The following is a 21,268-nucleotide window of genomic DNA, read 5'->3' on the forward strand; positions in this document are numbered from 1 at the left end:
AACGGGCAGCGGCCCTGATTCTGTGCTCTAGCAGGCCTCCTTTGCTGGGCTTTTGTACCTTTAGCGGCCCGTTATTCGCCTGCCATCGTGTCTGTGTCTGCTTTTCCCGTTGCTCCCATGTCTGCTGCTGTTTCCTTGCCTGCTGCCTTATACCGCTTGCGCGATGAAACGCTGGCCCCTGATCAGCTAGCTGCGTACAACTTATATCTTACGGCTGGCTCCACCGGACTGCGCGTGGGTGTGGCCGATGTGCGCCGTAATAAGTTCGTGGTGCTAGAAGATTACCCCGCCGTACCGGCCGTATCATTGGCTGCGCAGCTGCAAGCCCTTGCCACGCAGCACGACCTAGTAGGGCAAGCTGGCTGGAACCGCGTACGGCTGGCAGTGCAAAACCGCTATTTCACGCTGCTGCCCGCGCCTTTGTTCCGAACTGGTGATGAGAGTGCCTATTTACAGCTCCACCACACTCTCGATACCCAGCACGAAACTGTAGGGCACTATACCCACTCCAGCCTCGATATCGTCAGCATTTTTGCGGCGGAGAAAGCCTTGTCAGAGTGGTTTCACTACACCTACCCAAGCGGGCAGTTTCTACACCAAACCAGTGCCTTGCTTACGGGCGTAGTACACCAGAGCGAGCAGGCTGCCCCGCGGCGCATTTACCTCAGCATTGGGCAGCAGGAAGTGACGCTCCTGGCCGTGCGCGATAAGCGCCCGGAGTTCTGCAATGTCTTCCCGTTCAGCACGGCCGAGGACCTTATTTACTACACCATCTTGGTTATGCAAGAGCTACAGCTCAACCCCGACCAAGATGCAGTAGTAGTCTGGGGCGACCTGATGCACGACTCGGAGCTGTTTACGGTGCTGCGCAAATACATTCGCAACATCCGCTTCGGCAATCGTCCCTTCGACGTAGGCTATAGCTACCGCCTCAACGACGTTTTTGAGTACCGCTTTTTTGAGCTATACGCCCTGCATCTGTGCGAATAACTTATTAGCACGAAAAAGATCTGCGGCCTCTGGCATCAGCCATTAGTACTCTTTTTTCACTCCCTCTCCCATTCTGATGCGTATCGCTCTATTTCCCGGCTCCTTTGATCCTTTTACTAACGGGCACCTTGATGTAGTGCGACGTGGAGTGACGCTGTTCGATGAGGTAATTGTAGCCATTGGCAACAACAGCAGCAAACAACGCTATCTACCTATCCAGCAAATGGTGGGGTTGATTGAGGGAGTATTTCATAACGAGCCTAGAGTGACTGTACGCACGTACAAGGGACTTACCGCGGACTTTGCCCGTGAAACTGGAGCCCGGTTCCTGCTGCGCGGCCTGCGCAACACCACCGACTTCGAGTATGAGAATACCATTGCCCAGGCTAATCGGCACGTAAACCCGGAGCTAGAAACGGTTTTTCTGATTACCTCACCTGCTCTAGCGGCCATCAGCAGCACTATTATCCGCGAGATTCATCGGTTCGGGGGTAATGTGAACGACTTTGTACCGTTTTCGCTCCCTGCCTTCCAGCAAGACAACTAGCAGTAGGTAGCGGCAGCTGCTACCTACTTGCGGGCGACTATCCGCACCCCCAAAATAGCCTGGCTACTCTCCGGGTGAGCCACGGGCAGGATGATATAGTCTGGGTCCGTGAGGCTCAGATTGCCAGCGCGTAGCAGTTGGTCTTCGTCACTGCCAATGAGCACTAAGTCGCGCACTTTACGGGTGCGGGCATTAAACGTGACAACGATTGTGAGGCCATTGCGCTCGAACGTGTTGACCCAGTCTTCCCCGTTCGTCTTCTGCATCTGCTCACTAGTAGGCTCTATGCCAACTTCCTGATCCTTGGTTTCCTTCGGCGGCCCGAGGGAACGGCGCACTTGGTCAATGGTGTGCCCAATGAGCAGGGGCACATCAAGTGTAGCCGCCCGGGTCGATTCTGTACGGGTAGAGTTCGGATTGTTGTTCTCGGTTTTGGTTTGTGTGCCTGTGCAGGCGCCCAAGCCAGCTAGTAACATTAGGGGGGAAAGGTAATAGCAGGGGCGCATAAACAAACAACAAAACGTAACGCTACTTCATGGACTCGTGGTCGGCAGGGGCTTGGCCAGCTGTTTCGCTGAGGTAATGCCGTACGACCAAGGCAATGCTGGCATACGACTCGTCTAGAACAGCTAGTGCCTGCTGAGGCGTCATCCACCGCACTTCCTCAATGTACTCTTCAGCTTGGGGCTTCATCAGCGAGTCGTCTAGACACCGCATGATATACCAATTCGTTTTTTTGAGAATTTTGTTGCCGTTGTAGGCGTAGGAGTGCCAAGTACTAGGCAGCTTTTCTCCTAGTTCAATCTGAATGTTGCATTCCTCCTCTACCTCGCGCAAGGCGCCTAGGGAAGGATCCTCTTCCTTCTTAAGCTTGCCCTTAGGCAAATCCCACTTGCCAAGGCGAAAAATCATCAGCACTAGGCCATCTTTCACTACCAAGCCACCAGCTGCCTTCACAATCTTGAACTGATCCTTCAGGTGCAGGATCAGGCGGTTTTTCTTGCGGGCCAGCAGCGTCAACGAGCGTAGCTTTTTCAGCTTCTTCACTTCCATTAGCCGTAGCAGCCGGTCAATGAATACGTCCGTAACGTCACGTACGAGCACATCCCCTACTAAATCCTTGGAAATAAACTCATCCTCCGGATTTAGAATCAGGTCGTACTTGTGCTTGTATATCTTCTCGCTGTTCTTTTTGATAATCAGCGGAATATCGTTGATGAAAACGTTCATCGCGGGGGTAATCTGGAGGGCAAAAACTAAGACCGGTCTGCTGCAAAGCACAGCATATTTCCCCGAAAACGAAAACGTCTACTGGGTCGGGCAAGATACGGGATGTCTGCCGTTGTGTTGTGTAGATGTTAAGAGGAAGTGCTAAGCCAGGAAATGTAGCACTAAAGGAGGCTGCTTTTGGAGGTCACGCGTAGCACTTTTGCGCCGCCAGCAACCCACTACTGCTCACCCCATAACCTCGTATACGCGTATCCAGCCACTCTACCTGCTACCTACGCTGCTTGCGTTTACCTTCACCTCATGAAAAAAATTGGCCTACTCTCTGACACTCACAGCTACCTCGACGACCGGATTCTGCATCATTTGCGCGAATGCGACGAAATTTGGCACGCCGGTGACTTCGGAACGGCCGCCGTGGCAGAAGAATTATCCGTCTTAGCGCCCCTGCGCGGGGTATATGGCAACATTGATGGCCGCGACGTGCGCCTGACGCAGCCCTTGGTACAGAACTTTGAGCTGGAAGGCCTACGGGTACTTATGACGCACATTGGGGGCTATCCAGGCCGCTACAGCCCCGAGGCGAACCTGCTGGTGCGGCAAGAACGGCCCGGCTTGTTTATCAGCGGCCACTCGCACATTCTAAAAGTTATGCCCGATCCTCGGCTGGGCTTGCTTCATCTTAACCCAGGGGCAGCGGGCCGCCACGGCTTTCATAAATTGCGTACGATGCTGCGCTTTGAGGTAGAAAATGGCAAGGTGCAGCAGCTGCAAGCCATTGAGCTAGGGCCGCGAGTAGGAAAGTAGAAGATACCCCTAGCTGTTAGCCCATGGGGAGAACGGCCTACCAGGGCACAAAAAAGCGCCTTCTCGGCGAGAAAAGGCGCTTTTGAAATTTCTGACTGGAGCCCACCGACACCGGGGGGAGGGACGCCAGACGCGAAGTCCGGGTTAGGCGGCGGCTTCGGTCTTGGCTGCGCCCTGGGGGAAACGGGCTTTCAGCTCCTCAACGTCTACGTTCTTCAGAACGGGAGTGAGTAGCAGTTGCTTGATGATGCGCTGCTTGTTGTTAGCGCGGGCAATGTTCTTGCGGTGCTTCCGCTTCAGACGGGTAACGCTCATTTTTCCGGGTCGGTTTAGGTCTTTTGTAAATGAGGGGCAAAAGTAACGACTAAATTTGAAACCGGGAAACCTTTCCCATTTTTCCCTTCCAACCTGATGACTGATTCCTTGATTGATCTGCGCTCTGATACCGTGACGCGCCCTACCCCAGCCATGCTGGAAGCCATGTTCCGCGCCCCCGTCGGCGACGACGTATATGATGAAGACCCCACGGTGCGGGCACTAGAGCAGGAAGCTGCTGCCCGCTTTGGCTTGGAAGCCGGTTTGTTCTGTCCTTCCGGCACCATGACCAACCAAATTGCCATCAAGGCTCACACTGAGCCACTATCGGAGGTTATTTGTGAGCAGAACTCGCACATCTACCTCTGGGAAGTAGGCGGCATTGCTTTTCACTCGGGGGCCTCAGTAGCGCTACTGCCGGGCCGGCAAGGGCGTCTCACGGCCGCTCAGGTAGAAACAGCCATTCGGCCGGTTAACATTCACTACCCTACTACCAGCCTCATCTCGCTTGAAAATACCCACAACCGCGGCGGGGGTAGCTGCTACGATCTGGCCGACATTGCCGCCATTGCGGAGGTGGCCCAGCGCCACAGCATTCCCCTGCACCTAGATGGCGCCCGCATTTTTAACGCCTTGGTAGCTACGAGCCAGGATGCAGCAGAGTATGGCCGCCTGTTCGACACAATTTCGGTGTGCCTATCCAAGGGCCTGGGCGCTCCGGTTGGTTCGGTGCTGCTGGGCAGCAAGCAGTTCATTCAGAAAACGAAGCGGATTCGTAAAGTCATGGGTGGGGGTATGCGCCAGGCGGGCTACCTCGCCGCAGCAGGTCTCTATGCCCTCGAAAACAACGTGGACCGCCTAGCCGATGACCACCGCCGTGCCCGCCAACTAGGTAGCACCTTAGCTGCTCAGCCGTACGTGGCCGAGGTGCTACCGGTGGAAACCAACCTGGTTATTTTCCGCCTACAAGACACCCTTCCTGCCGAGCAATTCCTGTCGCACCTAGAGCAACAGGGTATTAAGGCCTCTTCATTCGGGCCCCAAATGATTCGATTCGTCACGCACCTAGATGTGGACGACGCCAAAATCAGCCGGGTAGAAGAAGTACTAGGCACCATGGGTCAGTAAGCTCCGGACAACACGTCCTTGCCAGACCGCGTACCGTTGACAGACTTGGGCTACTCCGAAGTACGGAGTGGTTTCCGATTAGCTAGCTGACCCAACGGTGCGCGGTTTCCTGGTATTGCAGGCGCGCTCAAACCTTGGTAATCAGCTTACTTCTTTCTGATTACTAACTGGTTGCATGGAGCTATATAATACGTTTGCAGTACTGCTTGTGGTAGCGGCCTTGTTTGGCTACGTCAACCACCGCTTCTTGCGGCTCCCCTCCACTATTGGCCTCATGATACTGGCCCTGCTCTCCTCGTTGGTAGCCATTGGGCTGGGCCGCTTGGGGGTCCCGTGGGTAGTAACGGTAAGTCAGCTGGTACAGCGCATTGACTTTCATACGGTGCTTATGCAGGTGATGCTTAGCTTCTTGCTGTTTGCTGGCGCCTTGCACGTAGACGTTCGCACTCTGGGCCAAGAAAGGCTTCCCGTTGCCATACTGGCCTCCGTGGGCACTCTGGTTTCTACGGTGCTGGTAGCGGGTGCTATGTATGGCCTACTCCCTTTGTTTGGGCTACCCACCGAGTTTATTTATTGCCTGCTGTTTGGTGCCCTCATTTCTCCCACCGACCCCATTGCGGTACTGGGCATTCTGAAAGAAGCTCGCATTCCAGCTTCTCTGGAAATCAAGATTGTGGGTGAGTCGCTCTTCAATGATGGTATTGCGGTAGTGGTCTTCGTGAGCTTATTTCAGATTGCTCAGGCTGGTACCAGCGGCGACCTAAACACCATTGGCATGCTGTTTCTGCGCGAAGCAGTAGGAGGCATGGCCTTGGGGGCAATGCTCGGCTACGCCGGTTTCTGGGCTCTGCGTAGCATCGACCACTACCAGGTAGAAGTGCTTATTACCCTGGCCCTGGTGACGGGGGGCACGGCGCTAGCTACGGCGCTCCATACATCTGGCCCCCTGGCCATAGTAGTGGCAGGCCTAATTGTGGGAGACAAGGGCAGACGGCACGGCATGTCGGACCTTACTCGGGAGTACCTGGATAAATTTTGGGAACTGCTGGATGAAGTGCTTAACGCCATGCTCTTCGTACTGATTGGCCTTGAGATGCTGGTGCTCAACATTAGCCGCACCGTGCTACTCGTGGGCGCGTTAGCAGTCTTGGTTGTACTGCTGGCACGGGCTATATCCGTAGGAGTACCCTTGGGCCTACTTCGCCGGCGCTATCACTTTGACCGCTCCACGTTGCGCATTCTTACCTGGGGCGGCTTGCGGGGTGGCATCTCCGTGGCGCTGGCCTTGTCCCTCACCCCAGCCATGCCCCGCGACCTATTGGTGGGCATTACGTATGTAGTAGTGGTGTTCAGCATCGTGGTGCAGGGGCTTACTATCGGGCCGTTGGTGAAGAGGTTAGGGCTCAGCACCACCGCTGATTCTTCGCCCGCTTCGCATTAGCGTCTATTGTTACACTTGTTGGTTGGGTATGAATCTGTTTGTGATTGGCGATGTGCATGGGTGTTTCCACACCCTACAGGAACTGATAAAACACTGGCAACCGGCTACGGAACTACTGGTGCAAACCGGCGACATAGTTGACCGGGGCAATTATTCCCTGGAATGCTTAGAGCTGGCCCGCACTCTTGAAACCCAGGGCCCAACTGTGTTTTTGCTCGGCAACCACGAGCACGAAATGCTGAAACACTACGCCCCTAATGGCCCAAACGCTAATTGGTTGCGTTGGGGCGGCCGCGTTACGGCCCAGCAGTATCAAGGCCGCCCGTCACTCTTACAAGAGCACCTAGCCTGGATCAAACAGCATCCTCTATTCTGGACAAACGAGCACTTGCTCATTAGTCATGCTGGCTTTGCCGATACACCCAATCCACTTGACCTAGATAACGCTAACGGCGTTTTGTGGCGGCGGGGGCCACTCACTAATAAGGGCAAACGCCAGATTATCGGCCACACGCCTACCCAAGGCCAGCCAGCGTTTGACCGCGTGGCCAACGTGTGTAACATTGACACCGGGGCGTATCTGGGGCAGAACCTCACGGCGCTGCGCTTGTCTGCTACGGGGGAGCTGCTCGACGAATTTTTCGTTCCTACGCTCCCTATCGATATTGCCTAGTGCTGGCAGGGTCACCCCTCCCTAACTGATAATCTGATAGCTTACCCGTCTCCTCGTCCATGCCTACCTCTCCTGATGCCCTGCATCACCTTGCCCAAGCCGACCCCGTGATGGCTCGGCTCATTGCGCAAGGGCAGCCTATCATTCCCGCTCCGCACGAAGACTTATACTTAGCGCTGCTTCGGGCTATCGTAGGCCAGCAAATATCTACCAAGGCAGCGGCGGCCATCTGGCGGAAGGTGCAAGCCTTATTCCCGCCCGATGGCTACCCCGAGCCAGCCGTCGTGCTACTGCTCACGGATGAGGACCTACGGGCTGCGGGCATTTCGCGCCAAAAAGCAGGCTACTTGCGAGCCATTGCCGACTTTGCCCAACGCAACCAGCTAGACCACGCTCACCTGAGCCAACTCGACGCCGAAAGCTTCACTACCCACCTCACGCAAATAAAGGGCGTAGGACGCTGGACTGCGCAAATGCTACAGATGTTTGCCTTAGACCAACCCGACGTATTTCCCGAGGGCGACTTAGGAATTCAGAATGCCATGCGCCGCCACTACGAGTTGCCCGAAACTGGTCGTGCCCTACTGCGCCGCATGACGGAGCTAGCCGAGCCCTGGCGGCCCTACCGCACCTTGGCCAGCAAGTACTTGTGGCAGTCTTTAGATAATACGCCGGCAGAGTCGTACTAGCTGATTGGGTCGGTGGGTGAAGGAGAAACTCCCGACTTAGGCCGGCGGGAGGCTCTTTCCGCTTGGCGGCGGGCGTCTTCTTCTGCCTCGGCCTGCCGGCTCTCCCGGCTTACGAGGGCCATAATCAAAAACACCGACACGAAAGGCAACACCAAGGCTATCAGCAGCCAGCGCCAACCCGAGCGGCCGTACATGCGGGCAACATAAACGGTTATAAGAGCCGGCAGCAACAACGCTAGTGCGGCGGCCAGGATGGTAATACCCGAGGGGTTGTGCAAATTCATATGGTTCTCTTCTTACCGTACTTTCCCGCGCTTCACTAGGTAAGCGTAGAGCACTTTATCGAACGGTTCACGAATATCGACGGGCACAAAATCAATCTTATACTGCCCGCACCGCAACGCTAGCTCGTGCTCGTATTGTTGCATGGCGGCGCGGTACTGCTCGCGCACTTGGTTGGGCTGCAACTTTACCAGTTGACCCGTTTCCAAGTCTTCAAACACGTAGGGCCGGTCAGAAAAGCTAAAGTCTGCTTCGGTGGCCCGATCCATCACGTGAAAGAGAAGCACCTCGTGGTGCTGGTGGCGCAAGTGTTGCAGGGCAGCCAGCGCCTCGGCCTGTTCTTCCGGAGCTCGGCCCAGCATATCTGAAAACAGCACCACCAAGGAACGCTTCGGAATTTGCTGGGCAATCTGATGAATAACTCCAGCTACATCAGTTGTGGCCTTGCGAGCGGACACCGTGCGTTCCAACAGCTGCTGTAGTGTAAGAAGCAAGGTGTGCCGATGCGTACTGGTGGAGCGCACGGGAGTTTGCAGCTCTACTTGCTCAGCAAACGTAACGAGCCCAACGGCATCGCGCTGCTTTTGCAAGAGTGTAGTAATAGCCGCCGCGCACAAAATAGAGAAACGCAACTTGTCGTGTCCCGGCGCTGGGTAGTACATGCTCGGGCTCACGTCTAGCAGCAGGTGGCAGCGCAAGTTGGTTTCTTCCTCGTAGCGCTTTACAAAGAGCTTATCCGTGCGGGCTAGCACCTTCCAATCGAGGTGGCGGGTGCTTTCGCCGGGGTTGTAGAGGCGATGCTCGGAGAACTCCACCGAAAACCCGTGGTAGGGCGACTGGTGTAGTCCCGTAATGAAGCCTTCTACGAGCTGCCGCGCCAGAAATTCTAAGTTTTCAAAGGAGCGGACCGCCGCCAAATCGAGGGGTTGAGCCATATAGGTTAGAAAGCAGGGAAGAACAAGGTACGCCAGAACCCGGACACTGCACCCCTACCCTGCTACATGCAAGAGAGTAGCGCCTGTATTTGTTCCCCGTGCTAACCCAATATGATTTTAGAAGGATATACAGAAAAAAAGATATAATCTTGTTTTTATCCCAGCTTCGGTTTTTGCCGTTTAAATGCATCCAGCGGCTTTTTTGAGCCATACGCGTACTTTTTTGTGTTTATTTGGCCGTAAAACAGTAAATTGCCAGACTTAAAATTTTTATATCTAACTGAAACGCTTTATTTTGCGCTGAACTTCAACCATCTTAGAATAATAAAATTTACCAGAAGGCCCTGTGGAAGACCGTCACGACCAGGAAGAAATTTACTCCCAACGCATTAAGGCTGGCAAGCGCACGTACTTTTTTGACGTAAAAGCCACCCGCGGCCAGGATTATTATCTGACCATCACAGAAAGCAAGCGTCGTTTGCGCGACGATGATACTTTCTCCTACGAGAAGCACAAGATCTTCCTTTACAAGGAAGACTTTTTGAAGTTCGTGGATGCCTTGCAGGATGCCGTAGATTACGTCCGTGAGGAGTTGCTAACCCCCGAGGAAGTGGCCGAGTTGGACCGTCCTCGCCCTGCCTACGACGCTGATGGCCGCGATGGTGGCTATAGCCGCGCTGAGGAGAATTATTAACCTTTTAATTCGGAAGTCTAGCGAAACACTGTCTACTACGCTGTTTTATTACCGCTTCCCACCGCACGGCGCGCCCGGTTTCAGCCATGGCGCGCCGTCGTGGTTTGTGAGGCACTTCACGTTACTTGTCCTTCTTTCACTGGTTGCTGCCACCGGCCGACGCCAGCGAAGGGAGGACAAGTTGTTTAGCCCGTGCTTTCCCCAAAAAAGCCCCGTACCTTTGCCCCTCGAAGTGGGCCGCGGGCCTACTTCACCATTCCACTACTTCACCATTTCAGTATATGGGTCTCCGCTGCGGTATCGTCGGCCTGCCGAACGTCGGCAAATCCACGCTTTTCAACGCTCTTTCCAATGCCAAGGCCGAGTCGGCCAACTACCCCTTCTGCACCATTGAGCCGAATGTGGGCGTGATTACGGTGCCCGACGAGCGGCTTCAGATTTTGGAAGCACTCGTAAACCCCAAGCGGGTACTGCCAACCATCATTGAGTTCGTAGATATTGCGGGTCTCGTGAAAGGTGCTTCTAAGGGCGAGGGTCTGGGCAATAAATTCCTGGCTAACATCCGCGAGGTGGATGCCATCATCCACGTGGTGCGCTGCTTCGACGACCCCAACATTGTGCACGTAGCCGGTGGCGTTGACCCAGTATTCGACAAGGATGTTATTGACACGGAGCTGCAAATCAAAGATTTGGAGAGCGTGGATAAGAAGCTGGCCAAGGCCGAGCGTAGCGCGAAGAGCGGCGATGCGCAGGCCAAGAAGGAAGTAGTAGCCCTACAGCGCTTCAAGGAGGCGCTGGAAGCGGGCCAAAATGCCCGCGCCGTGTCGGCTACCCCCGAGGAACTGGAAGCCGTAGCCGATCTGCAACTCCTCACCATTAAGCCGGTTATCTACGTGGCCAATGTGGACGAGGCCAGCATCACTACGAGCAATGCCCACACGGCAGCTCTCCAGGCCCACGTAGCCCAGGAAGGCGCCGAAGTAGTACTCGTATCGGCAGCCATTGAGTCGCAGATTGCGGAGATGGAAGACCCCGAGGAAAAGGAAATGTTTTTGGCCGAGTACGGCCTCACCGAGTCGGGCCTGAACCGCCTGATTCGGGCATCCTACTCCCTGCTCAACCTAATTACTTACTTCACGGCTGGCGTACAGGAAGTACGTGCCTGGACCATTCATAAGGGCGACAAAGCCCCCGCGGCCGCTGGTGTTATCCACTCCGACTTCGAGAAAGGCTTTATTCGCGCCGAGGTAATCAAGCTGGCCGACTACCAAGAGTACAAGACGGAAGTGAAGATTAAGGAAGCTGGTAAGATGGCCGTAGAAGGCAAAGAGTACGTGGTGCAGGATGGCGACATCATGCACTTCCGCTTCAACGTGTAACAACTGACGGGCTAACCTCTGGCATCATGGAAGTAAAAGATAGCAACGGCAACCTCCTCGCGGAAGGCGATTCGGTTACCATCACCAAAGACCTGAAAGTAAAGGGCATTGCGCAGGCCCTCAAGCGCGGCACCGTCATCAAGAACATCCGGCTTACCAACAGCCCCGCCGAGATTGAAGGCAAAGCCGGCGGAACCGTTCTGGTCATCAAAACAGAGTTCCTGAAGAAGGCATAACGCCGTTTCTCTCGAAGTTCTATAGGAAAAGCGCCCCGGTCGACTAGTGCGGCCGGGGCGCTTTGAGTTTATGCTAATAGGTGGGAGTCATCAACATCTAACTGAATAGCGCATCCGGTTGAACTGAACTCCGAAAAGGAACAGACGAGCATCCAATTGGTGATAGAAAAGCCACACCTCAAAACTTGAGGTCTGGCTTTTCTAATGCGTGTAACAGCCAATAAACTACTTGCCTACCACTTTAAACAACATGCCCGCCGTCATTTTATCGGTGGTTTTCATACCATTCAGAATGGCCATTTCCTCGTAGCGCTTCGACGGAACGCCATTGGCCGCAAGAGCTGAGGCCAGCGTTTGGCCAGCTTTGGCAGTTTTGATGCGCACGCGCTCAGGTTGGCGGTTGATCTTGTTGGCATCGGTGAGGCGACGGAAGCCCTGGGCCACATTCTGGAAAGTACCACCATAGGTGTTCAGCGTACCGGGGCCGCAGAGCCCAACCAAGGCGTAGAGCGTTTGGCCGTCTTGGATGACGTAGGACAAGGTGCTGGCCGTGATGCCCTGCTGGCCGGTTTGCTGATCTTGCCCTACCTGGTCACCTTGGATTACCACGGCAGGGAAGCTATTTACGGTGGTGCGGCTGGCTTGGGCATTTTGAAGCTTAAGCTGCTGGGCCAACGCCTGCGCCGTTTCATCCAAGGACTTATTGCCGGCGGGTAGGAGCACTATTACGGCTTTGCCGTTGGGCTCGGCCATCTGAAACTGGCTGGGCGAATTCTGCGACTTCCAACCCTGGGGCACAGGAAACTGGAATTTCAGGTCGGGGTGGTAGAAGACGCTATTTTCCACGTAGCCCTCGCGGGGGTTGTCGCCGTAGGGCAAGCCCTCAATCATGCGCAAGTACTGGTCGCGGTTGACGGCTAGCTGCCGACCGGCCTGCTGCTCGGCTTGCTGGGCCAACTTTTTCACGTTCTGGTACCGGTCGGCGGAGTTGGGGTGTGATGACAGGAATGTGGGCACTGTGGCGACACCACTGCTTTGCTCGGTGCGCTGCAAAGTCAGGAAGAAATCAGCCATAGAAGACGGATCGTACCCAATTTTACTGGAGTACTTCACGCCCAGCTTATCCGATTCGTTTTCGTCGTCGCGGCCGTATTTGAGCAGGCCGAGACCTACTACCTGCGAGGCCGGCTGAGCTAGGGCCGCAACGCGCCGTGAGAGTATGGAGCCCAGAATGAGGGCGCCATTGGCAATGGTGGAGCGGGTTTGCTGCTTTTGGCCGTGGCGGGCCGTAATGTGGCCTATTTCGTGGCCGAGAACTCCACTAAACTGAGCTTCATTGTTGAAGTGGGCCATGATGCCCCGCGTGAAGTACACGTGCCCGTCGGGGGTAGCAAAGGCGTTAATGATGGGTGAATCGACAATGGTAAACCCTTTGACATCAGCGGGACGGTCGGATATCTTGCCCATCTGCATGCCCTTGCTATCAATGTAACTCTGAAGCTTGGAGTTATCGAGCAGGCCAAACTGGGCAATTACCTGTGGGTCGGGTTGGGCACCCTGTACGGGTAGGGAGGTACGGGGAGCGGGTAGCCGGGAGCCTCCCAGAGGCAGGAGAAGCGCTAGCGTAGCGCCGGTACGCAAAACGGAGGTGAGGATGGGTTGCATGGAGAGAGAGCTAGTGGTGGTAACAGGAGTAGGAATACGCCTGCAACGAAGCGCGGCGGCTGCAAGGTTACAGAAGCGCTACTTCGCTTATCCATATAGACCAATTCCATGCCGATTTGGCCGCGTCTACTTTTCTGCCTCCTGACGCATCTGCTCTTCCAGCTCCACCGCAGTAAGGCGCCCGTGCCGACGGTCGAGCCAGTCCATCACGGGGGTAGCCAGCACGCCGTGCAGAACAATGGAGGTGAGCACCGTGAAGCCCGTGATGGCCCACAGCTCTTTGCCATCGGCAAAATGGGCTTCGTGCATAGCAAATGCCAGGTAGAAAAACGAGCCGATGCCTCGGATACCGAAAAAGGAAATTACCAGTCGCTCGGGCCACGACACGCGGCTTCGGCCCAGGGTCAGAATACCACCTAACGGCCGTAGCAACAGCAGCAGAAAGAGGCCTAGTGCGGCTCCGGTCCAGGTGAGAGGAGCCAGCAGGCCACGGATAATGGCCCCGCCAAACAGAATGAGAATCACCACAATAAGCAGGCGCTCCAACTGGTCGGTAAACTCGTGCATTTCGGTGTGGTACTCATGACTACGCTCGTGGGTGCGCAACGTCACGGCCGCCACGAATACGGCGAGGAACCCGTACCCGTGCAGCAACTCCGTGAGGCCGTAGGCGGTGAGCGTGACGGCCAGAGCTACAAAGCCGTAGGCATCGGGGTTTATCTGGACGCGGTGCGGCAAATCGAAGATCAAAAACGAAAGAACCTTGCCCGCCAGCCAACCAGCCAGTACGCCCATGCCCGTGCGGTACAGCACGTCCATCCAGGCCCAGTGCAGCAGCCGATCTGATAACGGCAATGCAGCTACGGGCAGCAGCACCAAGGCCAAATGCACAAACGGGAAGGCCAGGCCGTCGTTCAGGCCCGCCTCCCCGGTAAGGGAAAAGCGTACGTTGTCTTCGCCGCCTTCGCCCGGCTTTCCCACTTGCACGTCGCCGGCTAGTACGGGGTCGGTAGGGGCCAGCGTGGCGGCCAGCAGCACGGCCGAAGCCGGTACCAGCCCGCCCAGGCGCCATGCTACCACCGTGAAGATGGCAATGGTAATAACCATGAGTACTAGCACCAGCTGCAACGGAGCCCGCCACCGCCACAACGAAAACTTGCGGTCAATCTTAAGGCCCGTGCCCGTGAGGGCCACCGTTGCGCAGATTTCGGTGAGGTGCATGGTAAAGGTGGAGTGCTCCACCGGATTGGGGTTGGGCAGGCCTAGGGGCAGCCCAAACACCAGCATGCCTAGCCCAACAAACAAGATGGGGTAAGACAAAGGAAATTTTCTCAACAAGGATGGCAACCAGGCCACGCCCAAAATAGCCACGCCTAGTATTACCAGAATCAGATTATAGTGCGACATGCAAGCAGATCAGAGGGGAGTAAGACCTTTTCTTACGCAAGCCTCTCTCTGCCGGACACCTCTACCCTATCGTACGCTCACGCTTAGAGTAACTGACCTACCCGCCCGCCTGGCCCCTATGCTGCCGCTGGCGGTATCTCCATTCTATCCTACTGGCCTCTTCTCGATGGTTCATGCAAAGCTTCCCGGCCAACCTACTTTATGCCGGGCGTGTAATGCAAAAGCCCCCGGACACCACTTCAGTTACTTAAAGTGGTGTCCGGGGGCTTTTGAGTAAGCCGAGCAAGGAAAGCCTTTACGGATTCCGGCTATTGACATCGATGCTCTGGTAGCCGATAAGCAAGTCGGTACGCGTGCCCGGGGGGCGGTAATACACGAGCAAGTCATACTGGTTTTCGGTTTCCTGGTGGCTACCCTCCCAGTACACGCTATTGGCTCCCTGGGCAGTTTGCACGGCATAGAGGTAGTTGTAGTAACCCTGCTTGAGCAGCGCCCCGCCGGTGTACTCGCCGGTGGCTGCGTCGTAGGTTAGCTTGTACTCATCCTTCAGCTGCCAGTCGGACAGGGCGCCTACCACGTACACGGGCCCTGGCGCAGCCTGCGGCGCGCGCAGGTGAAACGCTACGTTGAGGTAGTCAGCATTGGTAGCACCATTGCCGTACTCCCGGCTTTCAATTACACGCTGTCCATTAATGTCCTCATATTGGGAGTATGACTGGCCGTTGCGGGTGGCTTCGGGTTGCAAATCGGCGGTGCGGGGCGAGGCATTGGCATCTACCCGCGCCACGCCTACTCCTACCGAGCGGAACGTGCGCAAGTCAAAGAAGCGAAACTCGCTCAGGGCGGGGAAAGCGTTTTCGAAGTTGAAGTACTGGTAGTCGAGCTGGCGTTCGGCATCGCGCACGAAGGTGGGGCGCAGGTTATACTTGGCATTGTCCCACCGGAAGTTTTGGCGCAACACCACCTTTACTTCCTGGGCCGGATTGATGAGCTGCATGTTATAGCGAATCCCAAAGTCGATCTGCTGTAGAGTATAGCGCTCCTGCCCCGCTACCGGAATGCCCTGCTTCATGCTGATGGCCAGGGCCCCTTGGTCGTAAACCAGCACCCGCCGCGACAACAGCGGCGTACCGCCCGTGCCCTGAACCACCCACAAGTAGTTGCCCGAGAGTTTCACCTGGGGCATCTGTAGCCTGTAATGGTAGTAGGGCACCTTGGTGGCATTGGAAGCCCGGTAGTCGGTGATAGTTTGCTCGTTGATTTCGTTTAGAAACTGCATGTCTGTCAGCACCGAGGGCTGCCAGTTCACGTCGCAGTGCACCAGTTTGGCCGTGAGGCGCTCCCCCTGGCTACCCAGCACATCAAACTCCAGCAGGACGGGCTGGCCCTGGGCTAGCGGCACAATGGGGGGGTTGAAGATTTCAGTAACCTGCCCGGTAGGCACGTAGCACTGCACGGTGCGCACGTTGGGGTTATACACGTAGTCCTCGTACCGCAGGGTCTTGTCGGCGTAGTACTCGGTGGCGGGAGCTTGCCCAACAGTAGCGGGCCTGCGGGCAGCGTTTGGATCAGTAATGGGCGTACCCAGCGGCACGCAGGCGGTGGCAGCCAGGGCTAGGGTAGCAGAAAGAAAACGGTAGCGCATAGCAACGAATGTAGGCGTTAGGCCCCAGATACCAGCGAAACTCAGGGCACGAGATAGTGTGATACGGCTCCATTCTAGCACTATTCCGGCATCTAGTAACCTTCTATTCATAATGCCTTCATGCAGGCTTGATCTAGCCATAAACCAGACAACACACTAGGTTTCGTACTTGCGGCGCACTTCACCCAACCCCTATGAAACCTACTTCTACTCTACTTTTAGCAGCTGTACTGAGCGGCGGGCGCGCACTGGCGCAGGCTCCATGCCCTACCCTACCGGCCGACCACATCAGCCGGTTTACATCCGTGGAGCCCTCCACTCAGCCCCAAGACCTACGGTTGCCGACTACCCATGCCTTCCAAGTATTGGCCCAAGGTGGTGATGCCTACACCAACGCGACCGAGGGCAATATGCTGGAATCGTTTGACTTTACGGGGTATGCCCCCATTAGCGGAAGCAGCACCAACGGCTACCTCTCTATCAACCACGAGGGCTCCGGCACTACCTCGGGCGTGAGTATGCTCAGCCTGAACTTTAACGCTGCCACCAAGCTGTGGAATACATCGGCCAAGCACCCGGTAAACTTTGGGCCTGTAGTCGGTACAATCAATAACTGCTCGGGCACTGTTACGCCCTGGAGCACTATTGTAACCTGCGAGGAAAATCTGGGCCCAACGAATCCCGTCGATACCAATAATGACGGGTACATGGACTCCGGCTGGAATATAGAAATCGACCCCGCGACCCGCGCAGTAAAGGACCAGGATGGCAACGGCACCCCCGATAAGCTCTGGATGATGGGCCGCCTGAAGCACGAGAACATTGTGGTGGCTCCTGATCTGCGCACGGTCTACGAGGGTGCCGATGACGGTTCCGCCAACAGCTTCGTGTACAAGTACGTAACCGACACCCCCGGTCAGCTTGGCAAGGGTAAGCTGTACGCTCTGCAACTGAGTGGGGCCATCGGCACGGCTACTACTGGCACCTGGATTCAGATACCAAACGCTACCCCCACGGAGTGCAACAACACCACGGTAGCGGCCAGAGCTCTGGGCGCTACCAGCTTCAACGGCGTAGAAGACATTGAAATCAGTCCGCTGACGGGCCAAGTCTATTTCACGGCTAAAGGCCCCGGTACTATCTACCGCTTCACCGATTCGGGTGCCGTAGGTACTACTGTCAGCAACTTCGAAATATTTGCCGGCAACTCTCCTACGGTAACCAACCAAGCCTATACCATCAACTACGGTTCGGGCTCTATCTCGGAACTCTGGCGCACCGGCAACGACAACCTGACGTTTGACTCTCAGGGCAACCTGTACGTGTTGCAGGATGGTGGCCGCAACCACATCTGGCTCATCAAGCCCTGCCACACCCAGGCTGCTCCCGCCGTAGAGCTGTTTGCCGTGACGCCCGCGGGCTGTGAGCCAACGGGTATGACCTTCTCGCCCGACGAGCGGTTCATCTTCGTCTCTATGCAGAGCCCAGATGAGAAGAACACGCTGGCTACCACTGATGCGGCGGGCCGGCCGGTTGTATTCAACAAGTCTACAGCCTTAGTTATTGGCCGCAAAGGCACCTTAGGCACCGCTACCGCCCTGGCTACTGCCAAACCCGAGCTACACAAGGCAGATGTGTATCCGAACCCCGTAAGCACGGAAGAGCTGACCATCCGACTTTCGAACCGCCAGCGCGAGGAGGCTACCGTAACGGTGTACAACGCCTTGGGCGCCCGCGTTCTAGACCAGTCGGCTACTCTGAACCAGGGAGAAAATACGCTGAAGCTGCCCGTGAGCAAGCTGCGCAACGGCTACTACAACTTGGTTATCAAAACGGCTACCACCACCACTACTCGTTCGTTCATTAAGCAGTGAGGCCCCGCTTAGTATTCTTTCTCTCCGTACTCGTTGTTGCCCTGCAGTCTTTGCAGGGCAACACTTGTTTGGCGCAGTGCGCCACAAAAATCTCTTTCTCTCTGACTACGGCCCTCACCCAACCAGCCTGCGTTACGGAGCTGAACCTGCGGGGCCAAAACTTGGAACTGCTGCCCCCGAGCCTAGAGCGGTTGCAGCGGTTGCGCCTGTTGTTTGCCCACGAAAACCACCTGCGCCATTTGCCCAGCAACCTCGCGCAGATGGACAGCTTGCGGGTGCTGTTCGTGAACAAGAATAGCCTGCTGGACTTGCCCCCAGCTATTGGCAACCTACATCGGCTGCGGCAGCTGCAAATAGAGCAGAACATGCTTACGGAGCTACCGCCTAGCATTGGGGGGCTCGACAGCTTACGCTACCTCATGGGCGCCTACAACAACTTTACCTCTCTGCCCGAGCAGCTAGGGCAACTGGCGCGGTTAGAGTACTTTGATGTCTCGCACAATCAGCTGCTGTTTCTGCCCGCTTCCCTGGGCAGCTTGCGCAGCCTCCGCTACGTGTACCTGAACGACAACAAGCTGCAAAGCCTGCCAGCACACTTTGCAGACCTTACCCAGTTGGAAGAACTGAATCTGTCCAACAATCAGTTAGAGGAGCTGCCGGCCAGCCTTGGTAGTTGCCAGAACCTTAAGGTGCTTATCCTGTCCGGCAACCAGCTCAAAACGCTGCCGAAAAGCCTGAGTAAGTTGCAGGCCTTGGAAATGCTCATCCTCAACGACAATCAGCTCACGGCCCTGCCCCGTTCCCTGCGCAAGCTCAAGAAGCTGAAAACTGTCATTGTGAAGCAAAACGCTTTTACCCCGGCGGCCCGGCGCCAAGCCGAAACGGCACTACCGGGCGCTAAACTCTACTTCTAATGCCCTCCCGTTTGATTCGCTACTCGGCAGCTAGTGGCCGCTTATGGCTGCTAGGCTTTTCGGTGCTGCTGTTTTCGTTTGCTCTCCTGCGCAAAACGCCCGCCGAGCAGGTGAAAGTGTACTACGATGCTCATTTGCACCAACTGCACAATGCCCTCACCCACTTCCAGGAGCGTGCCTACCAGGCCGACACTATTGTACTCCGCACCGAGTTTGCGGCTTGCCGGCGGGAATATAAGGCCTTGGAATTTGCGGTGGAGTACTACTACCCGCACGCGGCGGGCCGCATCAACGGGGCGGCCTTACCCGAGACCGAGCCAGGGGAGCCGGGCGAAGTAATTCCGCCTAGTGGATTTCAGGTGCTGGAAGAATACGTGTACGCCGCCCCCGACGAGCGCGCTACCCGTGACCTTATTTATCAGGAGCTCGACAACCTGCTGTTCCAAGTGCGCCAGCTAGAGCAGCAGGCGCCCCACTTAAGCTTTTCCGACGCCGAGGTATTCAACGCCGTACGGCTGAACCTGTACCGCCTAGCGGCCAAGGGCATTTCCGGCTTCGACTCACCAGCGGCGCACGCCTCCTTGCCAGAAGCCGCCGTTACGCTGCAAGCCACGCGGGAAGTGCTGGCTTTGTATGAGGTGCCCGCAGCCCTGACTTCGCAATTGCGCCGCTGTGAAGCCACCATAGCGGCCCCCAGGCAGGACTTCAACTCCTTTGACCGAGCTCGGTTTTTTACGCGCTGCTTCAACCCAGCGCTGGCCGCGCTGCACCAGGCGCAATTACAGCTACGCATACCTTTCGTGCGGGACCGACGCGCCGTGCGGCCAGATGCGGCGAGCTTTTTCGTAGCTGATGCCTTCAACTCTTCCTTCTTCGCCCCTACCGATGCGGCGGCACCTACTCCCGCAGTGCTAGCCTTGGGCCAGGCTTTATTCAAGGAGCCTGTGCTATCTGGCAAAGCGGGGCGTTCTTGCGCCAGCTGCCACGAGCCCAGCCGCGCCTATACCGATGGGCTGCGCGTGAACAGTTCTCTCCTGGCCGATGCTGGCCTAGAACGCAATACGCCTACCCTCCTCAACGCGGCCCTCCAACCCGACCAGTTCTACGACAGCCGGGTGCATTTTCTGGAAGACCAAGTGCACGCCGTGGTAACCAACAAGGCTGAAATGGGGGGTCAGCTCAGTCAAGCACCTGCTCTACTCCGCAAGAAGGCAACATATGCTAAGCAGTTTGCCAAGGCATTCGACAAGGAGAAGCAACCCATTACCGAGCGCAACATCCGGCGCGCCGTGGCTGCCTACGTCCGGTCCCTAGTCGGCCTCAACAGCCGCTTCGACCAGTTTCTGCGCGGCGACACGGCGGTGCTGAACAACCAGGAAATTTTGGGTTTCAACGTCTTTATGGGGAAAGCGCAGTGCGGCACCTGCCACTACCTGCCCCTGTTCAACGGCACCGTACCACCCCTCTACGACAAAACAGAAAGTGAAGTGCTCGGCGTGCCGGCCACCACCGATACCCTGCACCCAAGGCTGGATGCCGACCCTGGCAAGTTTTTGCTTTATGGCGTGGCCCACCAGCGGCACGCCTTCAAGACGCCCACCGTCCGTAATGCTGCCCGCACCGCGCCCTACATGCACAACGGCGTGTACCAGACCCTGGAGCAGGTGCTCGACTTCTACAACAAAGGCGGTGGTGCAGGCCTGGGCTTAGAAGTACCTAACCAAACCTTAGCCGAAGACCGCCTAAACCTGAGCACTACCGAACAGCAGGCCATCGTTGCCTTCATTAAGGCCCTGAACGACACGCGGGAAGTGGCGTATTGACTTTGACGCAAAAAGCTTTTGCTAGCTACTTTCAGCACTTCACCTTGCAGCGGTTATTCGAGTTATTCTAACTCAGTACAGGAGCCGTGTGGTAGTAACGCGCCCCGTAGCAGTACTAGAATTCTGGCACTGTTACGGGGCGCGTGTTTCTTGTAACTTCTGAAGCTACAAAACTGCCCTTACTAGGCTGCGGTGACAGAAAACGATTTATAATAGGCTATAAGCACAAGGCCAGTATTCCCCGACTGCGCTCGGAATGACGGCCCGTATTGGGCAGGCGCCAACAAGGCCTGGGATAAAGACTCAGCAGGCGAAGTCTGGCCTTCCGCAGCCACTGTGGACCAGTAGAATACAAGCTGCGCCAGCCAGTACCGGTTTTCAACTACTCGCTTGGCAGTTGCTGAAAATTACATTTACTTTGAAACACAAAGTTCTTTTACAAAAAGAACTACTTCCTTCCTCTATCCAAGAAATCCGAAAATGGAAAAGCAGGCGCCCCTACCCGTGCCTTCACACTATTGGCCGTAACACTTCCTAACCCGCGTAATTCTTTTATAAAATGCTCTCGCTCAAATCGTATCGGTCTTATATTTCCTT

Annotated in this window: 21 protein-coding genes; 13 read left to right on the forward strand and 8 right to left on the reverse strand. The window is 56.0% G+C overall.

What is annotated here, in order from left to right:
- Positions 1–117 precede the first annotated feature (117 nt).
- Both CHB83_RS11920 and coaD read left to right on the forward strand, forming a co-directional pair.
- Positions 118–990 (forward strand): DUF3822 family protein, encoded by an 873-nt coding sequence (locus CHB83_RS11920; RefSeq protein WP_089332779.1) that lies wholly within the window; start codon positions 118–120, stop codon positions 988–990.
- A 73-nt stretch (positions 991–1,063) separates the two neighbouring features.
- Entirely contained in the window at positions 1,064–1,537 is a 474-nt protein-coding gene (gene coaD / locus CHB83_RS11925; RefSeq protein WP_089332780.1) for a pantetheine-phosphate adenylyltransferase, read from the forward strand.
- Positions 1,538–1,560: 23 nt separating this feature from the next.
- Here coaD and CHB83_RS11930 read toward each other — a convergent pair whose 3' ends face one another.
- Positions 1,561–2,013, reverse strand: a complete 453-nt coding sequence (locus CHB83_RS11930) for a hypothetical protein (RefSeq protein ID WP_089332781.1) — start codon at positions 2,011–2,013, stop codon at positions 1,561–1,563.
- A gap of 52 nt (positions 2,014–2,065) precedes the next feature.
- The gene (locus CHB83_RS11935) at positions 2,066–2,767 is read right to left on the reverse strand and encodes an NUDIX hydrolase (RefSeq protein WP_045687711.1); all 702 of its coding nucleotides are present in this window, start codon (positions 2,765–2,767) and stop codon (positions 2,066–2,068) included.
- Between the two features lie 300 nt (positions 2,768–3,067).
- On the opposite strand from CHB83_RS11935, the gene CHB83_RS11940 reads away from it, so the two are divergent.
- On the forward strand, positions 3,068–3,571 hold the full coding sequence (locus CHB83_RS11940) for a metallophosphoesterase family protein (RefSeq protein WP_089332782.1): 504 nt from the start codon (positions 3,068–3,070) through the stop codon (positions 3,569–3,571).
- A 144-nt stretch (positions 3,572–3,715) separates the two neighbouring features.
- Here the strand turns inward: CHB83_RS11940 and CHB83_RS23815 are convergent, their stop codons facing one another.
- Entirely contained in the window at positions 3,716–3,886 is a 171-nt protein-coding gene (locus tag CHB83_RS23815) for a hypothetical protein (protein WP_173664780.1), read from the reverse strand.
- A gap of 96 nt (positions 3,887–3,982) precedes the next feature.
- On the opposite strand from CHB83_RS23815, the gene CHB83_RS11945 reads away from it, so the two are divergent.
- From CHB83_RS11945 to CHB83_RS11960, 4 genes are all read left to right on the forward strand, one after another.
- Positions 3,983–5,014 carry a threonine aldolase family protein gene (locus tag CHB83_RS11945; RefSeq protein ID WP_089332783.1) on the forward strand — a complete coding sequence of 344 codons (1,032 nt, stop codon included), beginning with the start codon at positions 3,983–3,985 and terminating at the stop codon, positions 5,012–5,014.
- 175 nt (positions 5,015–5,189) lie between these two features.
- Positions 5,190–6,455, forward strand: coding sequence for a cation:proton antiporter (locus tag CHB83_RS11950; RefSeq protein ID WP_089332784.1), 1,266 nt, complete (start codon positions 5,190–5,192; stop codon positions 6,453–6,455).
- 28 nt (positions 6,456–6,483) lie between these two features.
- A complete protein-coding gene (locus tag CHB83_RS11955) occupies positions 6,484–7,128 on the forward strand; it encodes a metallophosphoesterase (RefSeq protein ID WP_089332785.1) in 645 nt (214 codons plus the stop codon).
- A gap of 59 nt (positions 7,129–7,187) precedes the next feature.
- Positions 7,188–7,817, forward strand: a complete 630-nt coding sequence (locus CHB83_RS11960; RefSeq protein ID WP_045687715.1) for a DNA-3-methyladenine glycosylase family protein — start codon at positions 7,188–7,190, stop codon at positions 7,815–7,817.
- Here CHB83_RS11960 and CHB83_RS11965 read toward each other — a convergent pair.
- Positions 7,814–8,101: a hypothetical protein gene (locus CHB83_RS11965; protein ID WP_045687716.1), complete on the reverse strand. Its 288-nt coding sequence runs from the start codon at positions 8,099–8,101 to the stop codon at positions 7,814–7,816. The two genes, CHB83_RS11960 and CHB83_RS11965, sit on opposite strands and share 4 nt — an antisense overlap.
- A 12-nt stretch (positions 8,102–8,113) precedes the next feature.
- Positions 8,114–9,034, reverse strand: coding sequence for a DUF58 domain-containing protein (locus CHB83_RS11970; RefSeq protein ID WP_089332786.1), 921 nt, complete (start codon positions 9,032–9,034; stop codon positions 8,114–8,116).
- Positions 9,035–9,380: 346 nt separating this feature from the next.
- Here CHB83_RS11970 and CHB83_RS11975 point away from each other — a divergent pair, with 346 nt between their 5' ends.
- The 3 genes from CHB83_RS11975 (at position 9,381) to CHB83_RS11985 (ending at position 11,343) form a co-directional block, all read left to right on the forward strand.
- The gene (locus tag CHB83_RS11975; protein WP_045687718.1) at positions 9,381–9,728 is read left to right on the forward strand and encodes a DUF3276 family protein; all 348 of its coding nucleotides are present in this window, start codon (positions 9,381–9,383) and stop codon (positions 9,726–9,728) included.
- Positions 9,729–10,009: 281 nt separating this feature from the next.
- The gene (ychF, locus tag CHB83_RS11980; protein ID WP_089332787.1) at positions 10,010–11,107 is read left to right on the forward strand and encodes a redox-regulated ATPase YchF; all 1,098 of its coding nucleotides are present in this window, start codon (positions 10,010–10,012) and stop codon (positions 11,105–11,107) included.
- 26 nt (positions 11,108–11,133) lie between these two features.
- Positions 11,134–11,343, forward strand: coding sequence for an alkylphosphonate utilization protein (locus CHB83_RS11985; protein WP_045687720.1), 210 nt, complete (start codon positions 11,134–11,136; stop codon positions 11,341–11,343).
- A 225-nt stretch (positions 11,344–11,568) separates the two neighbouring features.
- On the opposite strand, the gene CHB83_RS11990 is transcribed toward CHB83_RS11985, so the two are convergent.
- From CHB83_RS11990 to CHB83_RS12000, 3 genes are all read right to left on the reverse strand, one after another.
- Positions 11,569–13,008 (reverse strand): M48 family metalloprotease, encoded by a 1,440-nt coding sequence (locus tag CHB83_RS11990; protein ID WP_089332788.1) that lies wholly within the window; start codon positions 13,006–13,008, stop codon positions 11,569–11,571.
- 126 nt (positions 13,009–13,134) lie between these two features.
- Entirely contained in the window at positions 13,135–14,415 is a 1,281-nt protein-coding gene (locus CHB83_RS11995) for a cation:proton antiporter (protein ID WP_045687721.1), read from the reverse strand.
- A gap of 295 nt (positions 14,416–14,710) precedes the next feature.
- A complete protein-coding gene (locus tag CHB83_RS12000) occupies positions 14,711–16,060 on the reverse strand; it encodes a type IX secretion system plug protein (RefSeq protein ID WP_055562257.1) in 1,350 nt (449 codons plus the stop codon).
- A gap of 194 nt (positions 16,061–16,254) precedes the next feature.
- Between CHB83_RS12000 and CHB83_RS12005 the strand changes: the two genes are divergently transcribed.
- From CHB83_RS12005 to CHB83_RS12015, 3 genes are read left to right on the forward strand one after another with little or no spacing between them, the layout of a single operon-like run.
- Positions 16,255–17,934, forward strand: coding sequence for an alkaline phosphatase PhoX (locus tag CHB83_RS12005; protein WP_089332790.1), 1,680 nt, complete (start codon positions 16,255–16,257; stop codon positions 17,932–17,934).
- Positions 17,931–18,848, forward strand: coding sequence for a leucine-rich repeat domain-containing protein (locus CHB83_RS12010; protein ID WP_143437124.1), 918 nt, complete (start codon positions 17,931–17,933; stop codon positions 18,846–18,848). The genes CHB83_RS12005 and CHB83_RS12010 overlap by 4 nt, the downstream gene beginning before the upstream one ends.
- Complete coding sequence (locus CHB83_RS12015) at positions 18,848–20,671, forward strand: cytochrome c peroxidase (RefSeq protein ID WP_089332792.1); 1,824 nt, start codon at positions 18,848–18,850, stop codon at positions 20,669–20,671. The genes CHB83_RS12010 and CHB83_RS12015 overlap by 1 nt, the downstream gene beginning before the upstream one ends.
- Positions 20,672–21,268: the final 597 nt, after the last annotated feature.

It is taken from the genome of Hymenobacter mucosus, from assembly GCF_900188255.1.
Taxonomy (GTDB): domain Bacteria; phylum Bacteroidota; class Bacteroidia; order Cytophagales; family Hymenobacteraceae; genus Hymenobacter; species Hymenobacter mucosus.

Bases quoted from the DNA above. Each gene is read 5' to 3' on its own strand.
- CHB83_RS11920 (WP_089332779.1), top strand. From the start codon at position 118: ATGTCTGCTGCTGTTTCCTTGCCTGCTGCCTTATACCGCTTGCGCGAT.
- CHB83_RS11930 (WP_089332781.1), bottom strand. From the start codon at position 2,013: ATGTTACTAGCTGGCTTGGGCGCCTGCACAGGCACACAAACCAAAACC.
- CHB83_RS11935 (WP_045687711.1), bottom strand. From the start codon at position 2,767: ATGAACGTTTTCATCAACGATATTCCGCTGATTATCAAAAAGAACAGC.
- CHB83_RS11940 (WP_089332782.1), top strand. From the start codon at position 3,068: ATGAAAAAAATTGGCCTACTCTCTGACACTCACAGCTACCTCGACGAC.
- CHB83_RS23815 (WP_173664780.1), bottom strand. From the start codon at position 3,886: ATGAGCGTTACCCGTCTGAAGCGGAAGCACCGCAAGAACATTGCCCGC.
- CHB83_RS11945 (WP_089332783.1), top strand. From the start codon at position 3,983: ATGACTGATTCCTTGATTGATCTGCGCTCTGATACCGTGACGCGCCCT.
- CHB83_RS11950 (WP_089332784.1), top strand. From the start codon at position 5,190: ATGGAGCTATATAATACGTTTGCAGTACTGCTTGTGGTAGCGGCCTTG.
- CHB83_RS11955 (WP_089332785.1), top strand. From the start codon at position 6,484: ATGAATCTGTTTGTGATTGGCGATGTGCATGGGTGTTTCCACACCCTA.
- CHB83_RS11960 (WP_045687715.1), top strand. From the start codon at position 7,188: ATGCCTACCTCTCCTGATGCCCTGCATCACCTTGCCCAAGCCGACCCC.
- CHB83_RS11965 (WP_045687716.1), bottom strand. From the start codon at position 8,101: ATGAATTTGCACAACCCCTCGGGTATTACCATCCTGGCCGCCGCACTA.
- CHB83_RS11970 (WP_089332786.1), bottom strand. From the start codon at position 9,034: ATGGCTCAACCCCTCGATTTGGCGGCGGTCCGCTCCTTTGAAAACTTA.
- ychF (WP_089332787.1), top strand. From the start codon at position 10,010: ATGGGTCTCCGCTGCGGTATCGTCGGCCTGCCGAACGTCGGCAAATCC.
- CHB83_RS11985 (WP_045687720.1), top strand. From the start codon at position 11,134: ATGGAAGTAAAAGATAGCAACGGCAACCTCCTCGCGGAAGGCGATTCG.
- CHB83_RS11990 (WP_089332788.1), bottom strand. From the start codon at position 13,008: ATGCAACCCATCCTCACCTCCGTTTTGCGTACCGGCGCTACGCTAGCG.
- CHB83_RS11995 (WP_045687721.1), bottom strand. From the start codon at position 14,415: ATGTCGCACTATAATCTGATTCTGGTAATACTAGGCGTGGCTATTTTG.
- CHB83_RS12000 (WP_055562257.1), bottom strand. From the start codon at position 16,060: ATGCGCTACCGTTTTCTTTCTGCTACCCTAGCCCTGGCTGCCACCGCC.
- CHB83_RS12005 (WP_089332790.1), top strand. From the start codon at position 16,255: ATGAAACCTACTTCTACTCTACTTTTAGCAGCTGTACTGAGCGGCGGG.
- CHB83_RS12015 (WP_089332792.1), top strand. From the start codon at position 18,848: ATGCCCTCCCGTTTGATTCGCTACTCGGCAGCTAGTGGCCGCTTATGG.